This window comes from Saccharopolyspora elongata (assembly GCF_004348985.1).
Taxonomy (GTDB): domain Bacteria; phylum Actinomycetota; class Actinomycetes; order Mycobacteriales; family Pseudonocardiaceae; genus Saccharopolyspora; species Saccharopolyspora elongata.
Map to the genome: position 1 here is coordinate 67,674 of NZ_SMKW01000022.1, position 18,509 is coordinate 86,182.

An 18,509-nucleotide genomic window follows, 5' to 3' on the forward strand; every position below is an offset into this window, starting at 1 on the left:
TCAGGCGTTGGGGAGGACGTCGGTACCCGCACCGCGGCGCCGGATCGCCGGATCGACCGGCTCCAGCCGCCCGGTCTGCTGCGCGAGGTCCTCCTCGGAGCCCAGGACGACGAAGCCGTTGTCGCGGATCATCTCGAGGTCCGCCTTGGCTTCCTGGCCCTCCGAGGTGAGGTAGTCGCCGAGGAAGATCGAGTTGGCGACGTGCAGCGCGATCGGCTGCAGCGAACGCAGGTGCATCTCGCGGCCGCCGGCGATCCGGATCTCCTTGTCCGGGCAGACGAAGCGCGCCATCGCCAGGATCTTCACGCAGCGGGTGGGGGAGAGCTCCCAGGTGTTCTCGAACGGGGTGCCGTCGAAGGGCATCAGGAAGTTGACCGGGATCGAGTCCGAGCCCAGCTCCCGCAGCGCGAACAGCGCCTCGACGAGCTGCTCGTCGGTTTCGCCCAGGCCCGCGATCAGGCCGGAGCAGGGCGAGATCCCCGCGCCCTTCGCCTTCTCCACGGTGTCGACGCGGTCCGCGTAGGTGTGGGTCTGGACGATGTTGTCGTGGTTGCTCTCGGCGGTGTTGATGTTGTGGTTGTAGGCGTCCACCCCGGCGGCCTTCAGGCGCTCGGCCTGGCCGTCCTTGAGCAGCCCCAGGCAGGCGCAGACCTCGACGTCGGGGTACTCGTCCTTGAGCGCCCCGACCATCTCGGTGACCTTGTCGATGTCCCGAGTGGACGGTCCGCGGCCGGAGGAGACCAGGCACACCCGGCTCGCGCCGCCCTTGAGCCCGGCGCCGGCCTGCCGGAGGGTCTCGTCCTTGGACAGCCACGAGTACTTGAGGATCGGCGCGTCGGAGCCCAGCGCCTGCGAGCAGTAGTTGCAGTTCTCCGGGCACAGCCCCGACTTCAGGTTCACCAGGTAGTTCACCTTCACCGCGTTGCCGAAGTGTGCGCGGCGCAGCCGGCCGGCGGCAGCGACGACGGACATCAGCTCGGCGTCGTCGGCGCGCAGCACCGCGAGGGCGTCCTCCGGGGTGGCCGGCACCCCTGCGAGGATCCCATCGGCGAGCTGGTGGAAGGTGGTGTTCATCGCTTCTCCCGTGTCGGCAGGTGCGGCAACCTGAACGGTGTTCACCTGAACGGTGTTCAGGCTAGACTGGGCGGGGCGATCGGTCAACGGGAGGGGTCTGCGTGCGGTATCACCGGAGCGACGTCGTGGATCGCGCGATCGCGGTCCTCGACGAGTACGGGCTGGAGTCGCTGTCGATGCGGCGACTGGCCGCCGAGCTCGGCGTGCAACCGAGCGCTCTCTACCACCACGTGCCGAACAAGCAGACACTGCTGGCGGCGGTCGCCGACGAGATCCTGACCCGGGGCAAGCGACCGCACCGGGCACGGGAGTGGGACCGGCGCGTGGTCGAGGTCTGCGCGGAGCTCCGGGACGCGATGCTCGCCTACCGCGACGGTGCGGAGGTGGTCGTCACGGCGCACACCTTCGGCCTCGGCGCCGCCGAGCCCGCGAACCAGCTGCGGGCGGCCCTGCGCGACGGCGGCCTGCCCGACGACCTGGTCGACGTCGGCACCCGGGCCCTCCTGCACCTCGTCTTCGGCCACACGGTGGAAGAGCAGATGGCGCTGCAAGCGGCGAGCGCCGGCGCGATCGACCGGGCGCCCGGCGGACCGGCGGACTTCGAGCGCGGGCTCGAACTCGTCCTGGACGGTCTCCGGTCCAAGGTCGGCGGCTGACGGCGCGCGGGCACCGCAAGGGTTTCGGCGCCACCGGCCGGAGTCGCCGACGGCGCAGCGATCTCCGGGAGGCCCGGCGAGTGCCTTGAGGTGGCTGCCGTTCGGGTGCTGTTCGATACTCGGCTCGGGGGGGAGTACTTCCGCAGGGTCTGCCCGGTCAGGACGGATGTCCGTTGGCATCCCCGGCAGGCCGCCCGCAACGGGTGAAGGAGACCTCGAACGCAACCGAGTTCGAGGGGGTCTCCATGCCTCGTCCGACCGTTCTCGCCGCCCCATCGGACTCGATCGGCTCGCCGTGGCTCTGGGGCATCAGCATCGCCGTGCTGCTGGCACTGGTGTGCGCCGACTTCCTGGTCACCCGCCGCCCGCACGAGGTCTTCATGCGCGAGGCCATCGGCTGGTCGGTCTTCTACCTCGCCTTGCCGCTGGTGTTCGGGTTCTTCCTGTGGGGTGTGTTCGGCGGTAGCCAGGCGCTGGAGTTCATCACCGGCTTCGTGGTGGAGAAGTCCCTGTCGGTCGACAACCTCTTCGTCTTCATGATCCTGCTGTCGGGCTTCGCCGTACCGGCCGAACTGCAGCAGCGGGTGCTGCTGTACGGCATCGTCGGGGCTCTGGTGCTGCGCGGGATCTTCATCGCGGCCGGGGCCGCCCTGCTGCAGGCGGGCACCTGGGCGTTCCTGGTCTTCGGCGCGATCCTGTTCGCCACCGCCGTCAAGATCCTGCACGAGGCGCTCACCGGGTCCGGTTTCGAGCGCGACGTGTCGCAGCTGCGGTCGGTGCGGCTGCTGCGGCGGCTGATGCCGGTCACCGACGACTACCGCGGCCCCCGGCTCACGGTTCGCGAAGGCGGCCGGCGTGCCTTGACCCCGCTGGCAGTCGTGGTCGTGGCGGTCTTCGCCACCGACGTGGTGTTCGCCGTCGATTCCGTCCCCGCCGTCTACGGCATCACAGAGGACCCGTACCTGGTGTTCGCCACCAACGCGTTCGCCCTGCTCGGACTGCGTGCCTGGTACTTCGTGCTGGCGACGGCACTCGCCAAGCTCGCCCACCTCAACCACGGGTTGGCGATCATCCTCGCGTTCATCGGGCTGAAGCTGGTGCTGCACTGGGCGCACGGCATCTGGCCCGCCGTGCCGGAGATCCCGACCCCGCTCTCACTCGCGGTCATCGTGGTGGTCTTGGCTGCCGTCACACTGACCAGCCTGCACGCCCGCCGCGGCGCCGAAGACTCCACGCCCGGGAGCTGACCATGTTCACCGAAATCCTCGTCGAACTCGCCGTGACCGTCCTCGTGGTGACCGCCTTGCTGATCACCTGCGCGGTCCTGCTCGACGCCCGCCCGCCCAGCGGGCCGCACCATTGACCGCGGTGGTGCTCCGCAGTCCCACCCGTGAACGAACTCCCGCCCGGCTATTCCCGAGGCCCGGCCGGAAAAAGCAGCGACCCCGAAGCCGCTTCCTGGCGGTGTCCGCACAGGCCGAACCGGACACAGTTCGGGGCTTCGGGGTCGGGTAGCTGCCTGGTATTCGCCGACCGCTTGCCCGCGTTGATTTCCACAGGGGCATCGCACGTCGGGTCGGCTGGAGAGCCGTGGGCGGTCCTAGCGGACAGCCACCTCACAAGTCCTGTTGGTATTCAACGTTGGACCACCTCCTTTCCTGTGTACCGAGGAGGCTAGGGGGCGGCGCCCCGCCGGGGCAACTGATTTTTTTCGCGGCGGCCGCCACGGGGTTCTCCCGCACGCGCAGCGGCCGGACGGTCGCATGTGGACAGATCAGTCGGGGGCCTGCGCCCGCAGCCGGTCGGCACGCACGCCTCGACACCTACGTAGCGACCTACGTAGTGCCACGAATGTCCCCGCAACCGGGACCAAAGACACTGGACACGTCCAGCCGAACGGACCGACCGAGGCGAAACGATGGTTCACCAGCCCCACCCCGAGCGAACCTCTTCCACACATCGACGCGGCCGCGGGTCGGGCGGGGCGAAGCAGGTGGCGAGACCGGTCAGGAATCGAGAAGCGACGGCCGCGTGCCCGCGCCTAGCGTGACCGGAGTGGACATCACCGGTCGCCGGGCAGGGCCCGGCCGACCACCACGAACGTCGCCACCCGGCTGGTCCCGGGGTTCCCCGATTTCACAGGAGGTCCGAATGAACTGGAACAAGTGGGTTCGGCAGAGCCACCGCTGGCTTTCCATCACCTTCACGGTGACCGTGATCGTCACCTTCGTCGCCCTGGCACAGGAAGAGCCCGTCGTCTGGGTTTCCTACGTACCGCTGCTCCCGCTCGCGCTGCTCCTGCTCAGCGGCCTGTACATGTTCGCGCTGCCATACGCCAAGCGCAGCCGCCGAAGCGCCGCTCGCGGCAGATGACCCGCTATCTGGGTTCTCGTCGAAAAACCTTGCATGCCAAACGTTCTCGGACATCTTGCCGCGAGAACCGTCCAGTCGATTGCCCGGAACCCCGCCCGGGATCGCGCCTGACGGCCTATCGTGATGCCGGGACCTGACGAGAAGGGGTGAGCATGCGGATTTGGCTGGTTACCGGCGCATCGCGCGGGTTGGGGGCGGCGCTCGTCGACGCGGTGCTGGCGCGAGGGGACGCTGTGGTGGCCACGGCCCGGGTTCCCGAACGCATCGCCGCCGTCTCGTCGGAGCACGAGGATCGGCTGCTCAGGTGCCGCCTCGATGTCACCGATCCGGACACCGTGCGGAGGGCGGTTGCGGCCGCGGTCGAGCGGTTCGGCCGGATCGACGTGCTGGTCAACAATGCCGCGCTCGGACTCCTCGGTGCCGTCGAGGAAACCTCCGTGGAGGAGGCGAGAACCCTGTTCGACACCAATGTTCTCGGGGTGTTGTCGGTGACGAACCAGGTGCTGCCGGTGATGCGCGCCCAGCGGTCGGGGCACGTGCTGATGATGAGTTCGATGGGCGGGTTCGCCTCCGGGGCGGGATTCGGCGTCTACGCGGCGAGCAAATTCGCGGTCGAGGGACTGGCCGAAGCGTTGCGGGAGGAGCTCGCGCCGTTCGGGATCGCGGTCACGATCGCCGAACCCGGGGTCTTCCAGACCGACTTCGCGTCGGTCGGCTCGGCGCAGACCGGCCGGTCCATCGACGACTACCGCCAGGTCGGCGAGACGCTCGCCGAATACGACGACGGCGAGCCGGGTGGCGACCCGGCGTGGGCCGCCGCCCAGCTCGTCGCCGTCGCGGAACGGGAGGATCCGCCGCTGCGGTTGCCGCTCGGAGCCGACGCCGTCGCTCGCATCAGCGGCAAGCTCACCGCCGTGGCTGCGGAACTGGCCGACCTGGCCTGAAGGGTCACTTCGGAATGGCGCGCGGGCACGCAGCCGTCTGTGGCGAGGGGCGCCGATTTCGCGCGAAATCGACGTTCCGCGTGGGGCTGGGTGGCGATTTCGCGCGAAATCGCCGCCAGTGTCAGGCACCGGGCGCCTTCGGGTTGAGCCGGGCGGAGCCGTTCTGGAATGACCTTCCTGATCGCGGGCGAACCCGCGGTCAGGCGGCCTTGGGGGCGGCACGCATGCTGACGTACACGCACGGGGTGCCGTTGGCCAGCGTGGCGAACACCACCGGGCTGTACGCCTCGCCGCCGAGGTTGAAGGGCGCGGCGAAGACCGTCGGCGAAACCGGCAGCAGGCTCGCTTCCATCGGCGGGGCAATGCCTTCCAGCTCGTCGGCGAACTCGTAGCGGATCCGTGCGCCGCCCGCGTCGTCCCGGCTGATGGTCGTGATGGCTCCGGCGCGCCGGTAGCTGCCCAGCAGCGGTGTCAGATCCACCTCGGGCGGGTTCGCCGGCGGCGCGAACGGGACCGGCATGCGCGCGTCGGCCAGTTCGGCCAGCAGTTCCCGGAACAGGTCGGCGTAGAGCCGGGCGAAGTCACCGCCGTTGGTGAGCAGCACGACCGCCACGCCCGCCCGCGGGATGACGCGCAGGTAGGACTGCTGTGCGCCCGCGTTGCCGTCGTGGCCGAAGCCGAAGACCCCGTTCCAGTCGTGCAAGGTCCAGCCGAGACCCCAGCCGTCCGCGGACATGCTCCACTTGTCCGGGCTGTCCACCTCGCGGCGCTGCATCGCGGAGACCGCATCGGCGGACAGGACCCGGGTGCCGTCCGCGGCGATGCCGCCGTCCAGGTGCATCTTGGCGAAGCGGGCGACGTCACCGGCCGAGACGATCACCCGGCCGTACGGCCCCGCCGAGCGCGGCATCATGTCCCAGACGGCCGCCGGTTCGGGCTCCCGGCCGAGGTGGCCCATGGCCGCCCGGAACCGCAGCGCTTCCTCCGGCAGCGTCATCGAGCGCTCCAGCCCGAGCGGGGTGAACAGCCGGTCCCGCAGCGCCTGGTCCCAGGTCTGCCCGGTGAGCACCTCGACGATCCGGCCGAGCACGACGTAGCCGAGGCTGCCGTAGGAGAACGCCGTGCCCGGCGGGCAGTCCAGCGCCACGTCCCTGGCGGCTTCGACGTACTTCGCCAGGCAGTCGTCGCCGCGGCCGGAGTCGTGGAAGAAGTCGTTGGTCACCCCGCCGGTGTGCGACAGCAGTTGCCGGACGGTGATCGTCGCGGTGGCTTCCGGGTCCGGGGTGGCGAACTCCGGCAGCACGCCCACCACCGGCGCGTCCAGGTCCAGCTCGCCGGAGTCGACCAGCTGCATCACCAGCGTGGCGGTGTAGGTCTTGGCGAGCGATCCGGCCAGGAAGACCGAATCGGGGGTGGCGGACACTCCGGTTCCCCGGTGCAGCACGCCGCTGGCCAGCTCGTGGACGGTGCCGCCGGCCAGCACGGCCAGTGCGGCTGCCGGGACGTGGTGGGCGGCGCGCAGCTCGTCGAGCCTGGCCTGCCACCGGTCGACGTCGAATTGCGGTACTGGCATTGCTGGAGATCTCCTCTGACCTGCGAACCGAACAGTGTGCGGATGTCCGCACACCGTACTGAGGCCGTGCGTTGTTCGCAAGGACGTACACTGTTCGGAGGGATCGCGCGAGAGGAGCGAGGAGACCGCATGCCAGCCGATGAGCAGTCGTTTCCCTCGGTGTGGGCCCGCCCGCAACGACAGCGGCGGGAGCAGCCGGCGCTGAGCCGGGAGCAGATCGTGGCCGCGGCTCTACGCCTGCTGGACGCAGAGGGGATCGGGGCGTTGAGCATGCGCAAGCTCGGCGCCCAGCTCAACGCCGGGGCCACCTCGATGTACACGCACGTGGCCAACAAGGACGAGCTGATCGAACTGGTCGTGGACGAGGTCTACGGCGAGATCGAGGTGCCGGTCCCCGGCGATGCAGCGGGCTGGCGGGCGGCCATCACCGGCTGCGCGCACAGCATCCGGTCGACGCTGCTGCGCCACCCGTGGATCGTCTCGGTGCTCGGCGAGGTGGGCGTGGCCTACCTCGGGCCGAACATGATGCGGCTGACCGAGGCCATCCTCGCCACCTTCGAGGAAGGGGGCTTCCCGCTGGACGCGGCCGACCGGGCGATGAACACGGTCTTCGCCTACGTCGTCGGGGTGTCGACCAGCGAGGCGGCCTGGCTGACCATGCTCGCGCGCAGCGGGCAGAGCGAGCAGGAGTGGGCCGAGCGCCTGTGGCCCGCCGCCGAACGAGCGGTGCACGAATTCCCGCGGCAGCGCAAGCTGTACGCCGCGCAGCGGGGCCAGAACCTGCGCAGCGCCCGCGACGACGAGTTCGCCACCGGGCTGGACTGCGTCCTGCGCGGCCTAGCGGCCCGCTTCACCCTCGACCCCGGCGCGTGACGCCACGCTCCACTTTGGACAGACGCTCGCGCCTTGGCGATGAGCTGAACCGGGTTCAGGGCTCGTTCGCACGTTCGGGATGTGGCCGCCGGGAGCGCAGGGCGCCGATTTCGCGCGAAATCGCCGTTCCGCGTGGGGTGGGATGGCGGTTTCGCGCGAAATCGGCGCCGACGTCACGCACCGGCCGTCTTCGGGAGGAGCCGGGCGGTGCCATCCTGAAAACGGTCGCCCGGGGGATCCGTCGAATCGGCGGTGCCGTTCTTCCTTCGGCGGGGGATCACTCCGGCCAGTCGGAGTTCTTGATGACCTCGACGAAGTCGCTGCGCACGAAGCCCGGGGCGTAGTGGGCGAGCACGTCCGCCTTGACGTTGCCGAACGTCGTCTCGGGGCGGTCCTCGATGCCTTCGGTGAACGCGGCGAGGATCCGGTTCTTGAAGTCCGGGCGGGGGTGCGCCTCGACCACGGCGGCGCGTTGCTCGTCGGAGACCGCGTGGTAGCCGATGCCCAGGACGTCGAGCTCGACGCCGCGGGTGACCAGGGCTACCTCGGGCGCCATGTGCAGCGGGATCTCGGGGGTGGTGTGCAGGGCGATGGCGGTCCAGACCCGGTCGGCGGACTCGCCGTCGATGCCGTGGGCCTGCAGGAACCTGCGGGCCTCGTCGGCGCCGTCGATCTCGAAGCGCTGGTCCGCGCGGCGGAACCGCTCGGTCAGCCCCAGGTCGTGGAACATGGCGCCCACGTACAGCAGCTCGGGTTCGAACCGCAGCCCCTGCTCCCGGCCCCGCAACGACCCCCACAGGAACACCCGCCGGGAGTGGTCGAACAGCAACGGCGACGCGGCCTCGCGCACCAGCTCGGTGGCCTCCCGCGCCAGGGCGCTGTCCGGGATCTGCACGCCTGCGATGGATTCCTTCATCTCCGCTGCCTCCTGCTCGGTCGGTGACGGCTTCCAGGTTCCCCCGGGCGGTTACCCTGATGCCATGTCCTTCCGGCCAGAAGAACCACAGATCCGGACATGACGCACCGGGTGGCCGTCGTGGTGTTCGACGGTGTGACCATGCTCGATGTCAGCGGCCCGTCGGAGGTGTTGCACCAGGCGGGTCGGCAAGGCCACCCGTACGAGTTGGTGCTGGTCTCGCCGAGCGGTGCGCAGGTGGACACGTCCGCCGGGCTGGGGCTGGCCGGCACCGTTGCGGCGGCCGAGGCCGGTCCCGTCGACACGGTGGTGGTCGCCGGCGGCGACCGGCTGGCCGAGCAGCGACCGGAGGACGACCTGCTGGCGGCCGTGCACACGCTCGCCACGCAGGCGAAACGGGTCGCGTCGGTCTGCACCGGCGCCTTCGTCCTCGCCGAACTGGGGCTGCTCGACGGTCGCCGCGCGACCACGCACTGGCGGCACGCCGAAGCGCTCGCCCGCCGCTACCCACGGGTGCGCGTCGAGCCGGACGCCATCCACATCCGCGACGGCCGCTACGTCACCTCGGCCGGCATCAGCGCCGGAATCGATCTCACCCTCGCCCTCGTGGAAGACGACCACGGCGCGGACGTGGCCCGGGACATCGCCCGGGAAATGGTCGTGTTCCTGCAACGCCCGGGCGGGCAGTCGCAGTTCTCCACGGCCCTCGCCACCCCGCCGGCGCGAAGCGACGTGCTGCGCTCGGTGATCGCGTCCGTGGTCGCCGACCCGGCCGCCGACCACAGCCTGCCGGCCATGGCCGTCGCGGCGGCCGTCAGCACCCGGCACCTGACCCGCCTGTTCGGCGCCGAACTCGGCACCACACCGGCCCGCTGGGTCGAACGCGTCCGCCTCGACCGCGCCCGGCAACTCCTCCTCGACGGGCACAGCGTCACCTCGGCCGCGCGCCACAGTGGACTGGGCACCGACGAATCCCTCCGCCGTGCCTTCGCCCGCCACCTGGGCACGACGCCGACCCACTACCGCCAGCGGTTCGCCACCACGCAACGGCAGCCCCCGGCACCGTGACGCTCGCCCGCGGACCGTGGGCGGTTTTCGGCTTCGCTCCGCGCGAACTCCTCGCGCGAAGCCGCGTCACGAACAGCGCACGACCGGCGCTGGTGCACTGTGGACACCCGGGCGAGTGCTCGTCTGGCCCGGCCGAGCGCATCGATGCGTGGTGTGAGGAGAGCCATGCGGTCGTGGATGGGATGTGTTGCCGGGGCGGTCGCCCGGGTAGCCGTTGATCGGCAAGCGCCGGGCAGCCACCCGGCGACGTGCACCTCGAGTTGAGGAGCTCAGCGATGGAACTGGTTGGTTTGCGTCACGTGTACGAGCAGGAGGGGCCGTTCGCGACCGTCTACCTGGAGGCCCGCTCGCCCGGGGAGGACGCGGGCAAGCAGGTCGAGCTGCGGTGGCGGGCGCTGCGCGACCGGCTCCAGGCGGCCGGTGCGCCGGCGGAAACGCTGGACGCCATCGAGTCGGCGCTGAGCGGTGCGCCCGGCGAGGAGCAGGCTCGGGGCCGGGTGCTGGTAGGGGCCGGGTCCGCCGTGCTGCTCGACGAGCCGTGGGACGTCGAGCCCGGAGCCGGCGACGACGCGTACTGGGATGCGCTCCCGCAACTCGGCGCCTACGTGCGGGAGGCCGCGCGCTCGGTGTCCGAACTCGTGGTGATCGCGGATCAGGAAGGCGCGCAGGTGCGCCAGGACGTGGTGACCGAGCATCGCGGACCGCAGGAGATCGACACCGAGGTCGTGGAAGGCACGGGGCACGAGGGTGTGCACAAGCCGCGTCACGGGGCGTTGTCCCACAAGCGCATTCATCGGCGCGCCGAGGAAACGTTGCAGCGCAATGCGAAGGACGTGGTGGCCCATGTGAACGCGGTCGCCGCGAAGTTCCGGCCGCAGGTGGTGGTCCTCGCCGGTGGCGTGCAGGCGCGGACCGAGGTGCGGGAGCACCTGCCGGTCGAGCTCGCGGAGCTCGTCGTCGAGACCGAGCGGGGCGGGCTCGCCCACAACGCCTCCGATGAGGCGCTCGACGAAGAGCTGGTGCGGATCGCCGGCGAGGAGAGCAAGCGCAGGGCGGCGGACAGCGCCGACAGGATGGAGGCGGGCTTGACGCACGGCCGGGCGGTCCAGGGGGACGACCCGGTGGTGCGGGCGGCCGAGCAGGGCGCGGTCGAGACGTTGCTGCTGGAGGACGACGCGCCGGCGGAGCACGAGGCGTTCCTGCTCAAGACCTGCGCCGAGACGACCTCCGGCGTCGAACTCGTGCCCGCTGGGACCGGGCTGACCGACGGGGCGGGTGCGATCTTGCGCTTTCCCGTGCATCAGTAGCGCCCGGCCGTTTTCCGAGATGGCGCAAGGGAAATCCTCACGCACGGCGAAGGTGGGCAGCAACGGCGAAGGGGCCGACGAACCGGGAGTTCGTCGGCCCCTGCACGTTCGGCTCACCCCAGTCGTCGCCTACGCCGCAGCGGTTCCGGCGGAACTCTGGGGCCCTTGTGCAGCAGCGGATCGGAGTCGCGCCCGGGCTCCGGCGCCGTTCTGGTGTGCGACCGCCCGAACCGCTTGCGGAGCTGTGCCGGGATGTTCCGAAGTCGCGTGTTCCACATGAGATCCAAGACCTCCTCGTGCGCGGGTTTCAGCTGCCTCGGCACGAGGGTTTACGCCCACGGGGATGAGGAAACATCACCGCCGGCGCCGATCGAATCCCGCCGGCGTTTCAGGCCTTCCGGTGGGCGTCGAGCCAGTCTACGATCTCGTCGAGCACGCGGTCCTGCTCCGGCTCGTTGTGCGGCTCGTGGTAGAGCCCTTCGTGGATCCGCAGGGTGAGGTCCGGCGATCCGGCGTGGGCGCGCACCAGCTCGCTGGCGGCCGGCGGCATCAGCCGGTCCGCGCCGCCGTGCAGGACGAACAGCGGCATGGTCAGCGACTTCAGGCGCTGCGGCATCGCTTCGACCGCCAGCATGATCTCGGTCGCGGTCCGCGCCCGCATCTTCCCATCGTGGCAGAGCGGGTCGGTGAGGTAGGCCCGGACGACCTCGGGATCGCGGCTGATGGTGCTCGCGTCGAGGCTGCGCACGCCGAGGTCGGGCAGCAGCTTGGACAGCAGCGGCGCGGCGGCCCGCTCCACGGCCGACACCGAGCCGGTGTTGAGCGCGGGGGCGGAGATCACGGCACCGGCGATCCGGTCGAGCGGCGTCCCGGTGAGGTACTGCAAGGAGATCAGCCCGCCGAGGCTGTGCCCGTAGACGAACAGCGGCGCGTCGTCGTGGCGCTCGACGGCCAGCCGCGCCAGGAGGTCGACCCCGGCGACGGCAGCGGCCATGCTCCCGATGTTGCCGCGCTTCCCCGGAGAGCGACCGTGCCCGGGGTGGTCGAGGGCGTACGCGGTGTAGCCGGCCGCGTTGAGCCGCTCCGCGACATGGCGGTAGCGGCCGCTGTGCTCGTGCACGCCGTGGACGAGCACGACCACGCCGACTGGCCGCTCGACCGTCCAGCCCTGCCAGTACTGCCCCGAGGGCAGGGTGCCTTCGAAGTGCGCTGCCTTCGGCCGCGCGTCGTCGTGGGACTGCGTCATCGGGTGCCTTCCTGTCCGTTCCTGTGCGCTGCTCGCCGTCTGGAGCGCACACGTCCGGGCAAGCCTCGTCCGATGATCGGATCTCGGCAACCTGTCGGGCCGCCGAGCGGACTTCGCGCCCGAGCACGCCGGCGGTGTCCCGAGCCGTGGCCACTGCCTCGTGAACGCTCCTGATACCTGCTGTGACCAGCTGTGGCCCTCGTGGGTGACATAGCGATTTTCGCGTTCGCGGTATGTACAGTGCGTGGCATTGCTCGAGTGGCTCCGTGCCCACGCGCGTTGGGCCCGGCGCCCGGGTGGTGTTGCGGGAGCGCGGTGCGGTTCCTCGCACGCGCGAGTCGGCTGCAGCTCAGGACGGAGATGTGGTGAATTTCCCCGACAACCAGGCGATGGACGTGGTCGGCGATCGGCCCGACAGCGGCATCCGGCGACCGGGAGCGGCGCTTCTTGGAGATCCGTTGATCGGAGACCTCGTCGCCGACCTGCGCGAGTACGCCATCTTCGCCCTCGACGCCGATGGCCGGGTGAGCAGCTGGAGCGCCGGGGCTCGGCGGGTCAAGGGTTACGACAGCGAGGAGGTCATCGGGCGGCACTTCTCGGTGTTCTACCCGCCCGAGCAGGTCGAGTCCGGGTATCCGGACTGGGAATTGGGCCAAGCCATGGCGCGCGGGTTCTTCATCGACCGGGGGTGGCGGCTGCGCAAGGGCGGGACCCGGTTCTGGGCGCACGTGGTCATCACGGCGCAGCGGGCGCCGGACGGCAGCCTGGAGGGCTTCATCAAGGTGGTCCGCGACGAGACCGAGGCGCACGCCCAGCGGCAGCGCTCGGAACGGCGGTTCACCGACCTCTTCGAACTCGCTCCGGTGGGCATCGCCCTCCTCGACCAGGACGAACGGATCCTGGACGCCAACGGCGCCCTGTGCGACCTGCTGGGCGACCGGCTGCACGGCAAGAGCGCCGCCGATCTGATGCACCCCAGCGATTCCCGGGCGGGACTGATCTCGAGTCCCGCGGGCCCGGCCGAACTGGATCAGCAGCCGGCAGCACCCCGCGTTCTGGCCCGCGCCGATGGGCGACCGGTGTTCTGCGACGTGCGGTGCGCGGCGTCGGTGCACGACGACGGGAACCGGTTCTGGTTGGCGGTGTTCCAGGACGTCACCGAGCAGGTCCGGCACGCCGAGACCCTGCACTTCCAGGCGACGCACGACCAGACGACCGGGCTGCTCAACCGGCAGGGCGTCAACGAGCTGCTGACCCCCGTGCTCGCCGGCGGCGGCACCGACCGAGCGGCCGTGCTGTTCTGCGATCTGGACAACTTCAAACGCGTGAACGACTCGCTCGGCCACGACGCGGGCGACGAGCTGCTCCTGGCCTTGGCTCAGCGCCTGACCACCGAGCTCCCGCCCTGCTGCACACCGGCCCGGCTCTACGGGGACGAATTCCTCGTGGTCTGCTCCGACGTGCCCGGCTGCGGCGGGATCGACGCGCTCACCACGAACGTTTCGGACATCCTGAGCGCGGCCATCCCGTTGCAGGACCGACTGGTCTCCATCACGGCTTCCATCGGCGCGGTCGCCGTCCAGGACGGTGCCACCATCGACGAGATCATCAGCGCCGCCGACGCGGCGATGTTCGACGCCAAACGCGGACACGGACGCCTCACGCGGACCGCGCCGACCACCGGCGGGGCGCAGTTGACCCTGGAGGAAGAGCTCCGCGACGCATTGCGCCACGACGGGCTCCGGCTGCACTACCAGCCGATCGTCGCCCGGGACCGGTCCATCGTGCTGGCGGAAGCGCTCGTGCGGTGGCCGCACCCGGACCTCGGACCGCTGGCGCCGGACGTGATCCTGCCGGTGGCGGAGAAGGGCGGCCTGCTGCCCGAGCTGGACCGCTGGGTCCTGCGCACCGCGCTGGGCGAGGCGACCACCTGGAAGTCGCACGACGGCCACCCCGTGGGCGTGACGGTGAACGTCTCCGGGCTGCGCCCCGACGCCCCGGACTTCGCCGACGAGATCTCCGCCGCGATCAGCGAGACCGGCATCGCGCCGGACCGGGTCGTCGTCGAGATGGTGGAGACGTCCCTGGTGGACCTGCCGTCGAAGCCACGCAGGACGATGAGCGACCTGGCCCGCACCGGGGTGCGGTTCGCCATGGACGACTTCGGAACGGGCTATTCCTCGCTCGCCCGCCTCAAGGACCTGCCCACCCAGATCGTCAAACTCGACCAGCGCTTCGTCACCGGCATGGGGACCGATCCGGCCGACCTCGGGATCGTCCGCGCCGTGGTCGAACTCGCCCGGGCCATGCGGCGGACCTGCATCGCCGAAGGCGTCGAGAACATCACCCAACGCCGCCTGCTCGAGGGCCTCGGCGTCGACGCGTGCCAGGGTTTCCTGTTCTCACGCCCCCTGCCGGCGCCGGAGTTCCGGGCACTCATCGGCGCACCCGGTCCCGAGCTCCGCTGACGGCGGTGCCGGTCCGGCGTTCTTGATCGTTATGCCTCGGTTTCAGGTCGTGCTCTGAGGTCGCCCGAGGTGTGCAGGTCCACGCTCTCGATCGTGGTCCAGTACCGGATGGCGTCCGTGACGGCCACCTCCAACTGATCGCTCAGCCTGGCCAGGTGGGTGCCGGCGACCTTCAGCTTGTCGCCGGGGTGATCGCTGGTCTTGGCCCGTTCCAGCTCGCGTTCGTCGAAGCGCCCCACCTGTTCGGCCAGCACCGAGCTCAACTGGCTGAGCTGGGCGATCGTCGACACGATCGCCGAGCCGAAGGCGTGGAGCTCCCGCAGGGACGGTTGCGGGGTCCTGGCCTGCCGGCTCACGGCCGTCGCCACGGCGTCGCGTCCGCTGTGCAGCGCTTCCAAAGGGTGTTCGTACTCGGGCATGGCGAGTGCCTCCTCGGCTCGGACGGCCCGGTAACGGTGAAGTACCCGGTGTCGCCGCCCGGCTCCCGCGATGGTGGAGAGCAACTCGTCGGGCGGCGGTTGTTTCGGAACCGCCCCGCCCCGGGAATGGCAAGGATGGTGCCGGAGTGGGAGGTGGCATGTCGTCGGCCGGACGAGGCAGCAACCGCGCGATCACGGTGGGTGTGGTCGCCGACCCCGGTGTGCCCACGGAGATCGCGCACCGGATCGCCGACGGGCTCCCGGACGAGTTCTGCGCGCGAATCGATCAAGACCTCGACTGGTCCGTGGAGGTCCGGTCCGAGGCGCTGTCGCTGAGCGAGGACGGCCGGATCGACATCGCGGGCAAGGCGCAGGAGAAGAAGTCGTCGGAGGGCTGGGACCTGCTGGTCTGCTTGACCGATCTGCCCCGGCGCGATGCCACCCAGCCCGTGGTGGCCGAGGTCGACACCGATCACGGGGTCGGCCTGGCGTCGCTGCCGGCGATCGGCTGGATCCGGTTGCGGCCGTACGTCCGGGACGTCGTCGTGCACCTGGTAGGGCTGCTCGTGCGGGAAACGCTGAAGCTCACGGACTCCCGCCCGGCGGGCGGGCACCACCACGCGCGGAGGTGGGGCTGGCCCGGTTCGCAGATCCGCCAGGTTCCCGCCGGGAACGGCCACGCCGACGTGACCTTGGTGCTGCCCGGGGCGCGCGGCCGGCTGCGTCTCCTCTTCGGGATGGTGCGCGACAACCGGCCGTGGCGGTTGGTCCCGGAGCTTTCGCGGGCGATCGCGGCCGCCACCGCGACCGCCGCGTTCGGCATCTTCTTCCCGACCATCTGGTCGCTGGCGGACAACCTCAGCGTCGTCCGCCTGGTCGTGATCAACCTGGTCGCGGTCTTCGCCATGGTCACGTGGATCACGCTGCACAACAGCCTGTGGGAAAGGCCGCGCAACAGCGAGGACCGCAACAAGGTCGTGCTGTACAACGCGGCCACGCTGATCACCCTGACCATCGGGGTGGCCTGCATGTACGCCCTGCTGTTCGTGATCACCCTGATCGGGTCCACCGCCGTGATCAGCGTGGACTACCTGGGGAAGCAGTTGGGGCATGCGGCGACGTTCATCGACTACGCCAGCCTCTCCTGGCTGGCGAGTTCCATGGGCACGGTGGCGGGTGCGCTGGGGTCCAGCCTCGAAACGGAGACGGCCGTCCGGCGGGCGACCTACAGCCGGCGAGAACGCGAACGCCGCGCCCGACGCCGCCGGGAATCGCGGGAGCAGGACTAGCGGTCGTGCCGGAGGGATTCCCCGTCTTGGCCGGGAAGTGTTCCTGCTCCGGAGAAATCGGCGTCGCACCAGGATGCTGTCGGCGGTCGGAGCATCGCGATCGGAAGGGGTAGGAGATGAAGAACTCGCTTGCCCGGCGCGGGAAGATAGGCCCGCTGAGCTGGCATCGCGGACGACGCGGTGCGATGACGTGGTCCCTGCGGCTGGGGCCCTGGTCGTGGACCGGCAGCAGGTCGTCCCACCGGAGGTCCCGGCGTTCGCGGTGGAAGGCCGGGCGCTGAGCGGCATCACGCCGCGCCAAGCATGATCCGGCCGGGAACGGGGAACGCCTGTAGCTGTTGCAAAGGAGGAGAGATGGCCCCGCAAGAGCTTCCCCTCATCGACTACGACAACGTACCGGTCGGCTCCCTGCAGCACCGGATCCGGTCGCTGGACGGCGAGCAGATCCAGCAGCTGCTGGACTACGAGCGCGTGCACAACAACCGGGTTCAAGTGACGGAGGTGCTGGAAAACCGGTTGCAGGAGTTGCGGGAGGGCGCGACGCCGTCGGGCGGGACGCAGGAGGCGCAGCCCGTGGAGGCCGAGGACACCCCCGGGGGCTCCCCGGTCGAGCCCAGCGGCTCGCCGGAACCGATGCACCCGCCGCGGCACGGCATCGGCGGACTTCCCGGCAAGCCCAAGGCAGATCGTCCGCGGAAGCAGTGAGCTGCGCCGAGGGCGAGCCCGCTTGCTCGCGCAGAGCGGGCCGGGCGGAGTCGGCTACGGCACGCGCGGATGCCTGGTCCGTCCCAAGTGGACACAACGGAACGCGATCTCCGCGCGGAGGGTTGCGGGGAAGCGTGATCGCAACTCGCGGGCGCCCGTCACATCGGAGCGGCTTTCGAGCTACTACACCGGTGAAGTGCTGGCACCCGTCGGCGGCGAGACCCACCCCGGGTGACGCCGAACGGAACGACCATCTCGGAGGTGCGCGTGAAGGCGCTCACTTGGCAGGGACCGCGCGATGTCCGGGTGACCGACGTGCCGGACCCGCGGCTGGAAGCCGCGACCGACGCGATCATCGCGGTGACCACCACCGGCATCTGCGGCTCCGACCTGCACCTATACGAACTCCTCGGGCCGTTCCTGGAGCCGGGTGACGTGCTCGGGCACGAAGCCATGGGCATCGTCCAGGAGACGGGCTCCGACGTCACCCACATCAAGCCCGGCGACCGCGTCGTGATCCCGTTCAACATCTCCTGCGGGCACTGCTGGATGTGCCGCCGCGGGCTGTACGCCCAGTGCGAGACGACGCAGGTGCGCGAGCACGGCAGCGGTGCGGCGCTGTTCGGGTACACCAAGCTCTACGGCAGCGTGCCGGGCGGGCAGGCGGAGCTGTTGCGCGTGCCCCAGGCGCAGTTCGGCCCGATCAAGGTGCCCGACGGCCCACCGGACGAGCAGTTCGTCTACCTCTCGGACGTGCTGCCGACCGCATGGCAGGCGGTCGAGTACGCGGCCGTCCCGGAAGGGGGATCGGTCGTCGTGTTCGGCCTCGGCCCGATCGGGCAGATGAGCGCGCGGATCGCCGCCTTCAGGGGCGCCCGGGTGATCGGGGTGGACCTCGAACCCGACCGGCTGGAGATGGCCCTGCGGTACGGGATCGAGGTCATCGACGCCCGCGCGCACGACGATGTGCCGTCCGCGGTCCGTGCCATGACGGAGGGGCGCGGCGCGGATTCCGCCATCGACGCCGTGGGCATGGAGGCGCACGGCTCGCCCGGTGCGGAGTTCATGCAGAAGCTGGTCAGCGTCCTCCCGGACGCGGTCGCGGAGCCTCTGATGACCAAGGCGGGCGTGGACAGGCTCACGGTCCTGCACCAGTGCATCGACGCGGTCCGGCGTGGCGGGACGATCTCGGTCAGCGGCGTCTACGCAGGCACCGCCGACCCGCTGCCGATGCTGGTGATGTTCGACAAGGGCGTGCGGGTCAGCATGGGGCAGGCCCATGTGAAGCGGTGGATCGGTGATCTGATGCCCCTGGTCCGGGACGAGGCGGACCCGCTCGGGGTGCGCGACCTCGCGACGCACCGGCTGCCGTTGGACGAGGCCCCGCACGGCTACGACATCTTCCAGCGGAAGGAGGATGGCGCGGTGAAGGTCCTGCTGCGCCCCGGCGACTAGGCCAGTGCCCTCGTCGAGGGTGAACGGCAGCGCTTGCAGCGCTTGAGCGCCGCGCGGTTACCGGTACGTCCCGCGACGGCCGCCGGTTGACTAGGCCGGCGCGATACCGGTTACCCGATGAGCAGCAGCCTGTTGATATCGAA

Annotated in this window: 16 protein-coding genes; 11 read left to right on the forward strand and 5 right to left on the reverse strand. The window is 70.5% G+C overall.

All coding sequences use genetic code 11. The annotated features are described in order from the left end of the window. Nucleotides 1-1,074, reverse strand: a complete 1,074-nt coding sequence (gene bioB / locus E1288_RS18155; protein ID WP_132486577.1) for a biotin synthase BioB — start codon at nt 1,072-1,074, stop codon at nt 1-3. Between the two features lie 101 nt (nt 1,075-1,175). On the opposite strand from bioB, the gene E1288_RS18160 reads away from it, so the two are divergent. From E1288_RS18160 to E1288_RS18175, 4 genes are all read left to right on the forward strand, one after another. Beyond that, entirely contained in the window at nt 1,176-1,730 is a 555-nt protein-coding gene (locus E1288_RS18160) for a TetR/AcrR family transcriptional regulator C-terminal domain-containing protein (RefSeq protein ID WP_132486579.1), read from the forward strand. A 245-nt stretch (nt 1,731-1,975) separates the two neighbouring features. Beyond that, nucleotides 1,976-2,977, forward strand: a complete 1,002-nt coding sequence (locus tag E1288_RS18165) for a TerC/Alx family metal homeostasis membrane protein (RefSeq protein ID WP_132486581.1) — start codon at nt 1,976-1,978, stop codon at nt 2,975-2,977. A 904-nt stretch (nt 2,978-3,881) separates the two neighbouring features. Then, the gene (locus tag E1288_RS18170; protein ID WP_132486583.1) at nt 3,882-4,103 is read left to right on the forward strand and encodes a hypothetical protein; all 222 of its coding nucleotides are present in this window, start codon (nt 3,882-3,884) and stop codon (nt 4,101-4,103) included. 152 nt (nt 4,104-4,255) lie between these two features. Next, the gene (locus tag E1288_RS18175) at nt 4,256-5,047 is read left to right on the forward strand and encodes an SDR family NAD(P)-dependent oxidoreductase (RefSeq protein ID WP_132486585.1); all 792 of its coding nucleotides are present in this window, start codon (nt 4,256-4,258) and stop codon (nt 5,045-5,047) included. Nucleotides 5,048-5,246: 199 nt separating this feature from the next. Here the strand turns inward: E1288_RS18175 and E1288_RS18180 are convergent, their stop codons facing one another. Further along, complete coding sequence (locus E1288_RS18180) at nt 5,247-6,620, reverse strand: serine hydrolase domain-containing protein (protein WP_132486587.1); 1,374 nt, start codon at nt 6,618-6,620, stop codon at nt 5,247-5,249. Nucleotides 6,621-6,749: 129 nt separating this feature from the next. Between E1288_RS18180 and E1288_RS18185 the strand changes: the two genes are divergently transcribed. Continuing rightward, nucleotides 6,750-7,493 carry a TetR/AcrR family transcriptional regulator gene (locus tag E1288_RS18185; RefSeq protein ID WP_132486589.1) on the forward strand — a complete coding sequence of 248 codons (744 nt, stop codon included), beginning with the start codon at nt 6,750-6,752 and terminating at the stop codon, nt 7,491-7,493. A gap of 277 nt (nt 7,494-7,770) precedes the next feature. On the opposite strand, the gene E1288_RS18190 is transcribed toward E1288_RS18185, so the two are convergent. Further along, the gene (locus E1288_RS18190; RefSeq protein WP_132486591.1) at nt 7,771-8,409 is read right to left on the reverse strand and encodes an HD domain-containing protein; all 639 of its coding nucleotides are present in this window, start codon (nt 8,407-8,409) and stop codon (nt 7,771-7,773) included. A 99-nt stretch (nt 8,410-8,508) separates the two neighbouring features. On the opposite strand from E1288_RS18190, the gene E1288_RS18195 reads away from it, so the two are divergent. After that, complete coding sequence (locus E1288_RS18195) at nt 8,509-9,477, forward strand: GlxA family transcriptional regulator (RefSeq protein WP_132486593.1); 969 nt, start codon at nt 8,509-8,511, stop codon at nt 9,475-9,477. A 275-nt stretch (nt 9,478-9,752) separates the two neighbouring features. Then, nucleotides 9,753-10,784, forward strand: coding sequence for a baeRF2 domain-containing protein (locus tag E1288_RS18200; RefSeq protein ID WP_132486595.1), 1,032 nt, complete (start codon nt 9,753-9,755; stop codon nt 10,782-10,784). A gap of 388 nt (nt 10,785-11,172) precedes the next feature. On the opposite strand, the gene E1288_RS18205 is transcribed toward E1288_RS18200, so the two are convergent. Continuing rightward, nucleotides 11,173-12,030, reverse strand: a complete 858-nt coding sequence (locus tag E1288_RS18205; protein ID WP_132486597.1) for an alpha/beta hydrolase — start codon at nt 12,028-12,030, stop codon at nt 11,173-11,175. 365 nt (nt 12,031-12,395) lie between these two features. Between E1288_RS18205 and E1288_RS18210 the strand changes: the two genes are divergently transcribed. Continuing rightward, complete coding sequence (locus E1288_RS18210; protein ID WP_235883631.1) at nt 12,396-14,498, forward strand: putative bifunctional diguanylate cyclase/phosphodiesterase; 2,103 nt, start codon at nt 12,396-12,398, stop codon at nt 14,496-14,498. 29 nt (nt 14,499-14,527) lie between these two features. Here E1288_RS18210 and E1288_RS18215 read toward each other — a convergent pair whose 3' ends face one another. Next, complete coding sequence (locus tag E1288_RS18215; protein ID WP_132486599.1) at nt 14,528-14,917, reverse strand: hypothetical protein; 390 nt, start codon at nt 14,915-14,917, stop codon at nt 14,528-14,530. Between the two features lie 158 nt (nt 14,918-15,075). On the opposite strand from E1288_RS18215, the gene E1288_RS18220 reads away from it, so the two are divergent. From E1288_RS18220 to E1288_RS18235, 3 genes are all read left to right on the forward strand, one after another. Further along, a complete protein-coding gene (locus E1288_RS18220; RefSeq protein WP_132486601.1) occupies nt 15,076-16,206 on the forward strand; it encodes a DUF2267 domain-containing protein in 1,131 nt (376 codons plus the stop codon). Between the two features lie 354 nt (nt 16,207-16,560). Continuing rightward, a complete protein-coding gene (locus tag E1288_RS18225) occupies nt 16,561-16,911 on the forward strand; it encodes a hypothetical protein (protein WP_132486603.1) in 351 nt (116 codons plus the stop codon). A gap of 267 nt (nt 16,912-17,178) precedes the next feature. Beyond that, a complete protein-coding gene (locus tag E1288_RS18235) occupies nt 17,179-18,366 on the forward strand; it encodes a zinc-dependent alcohol dehydrogenase (RefSeq protein ID WP_132486607.1) in 1,188 nt (395 codons plus the stop codon). Nucleotides 18,367-18,509 lie beyond the last annotated feature (143 nt).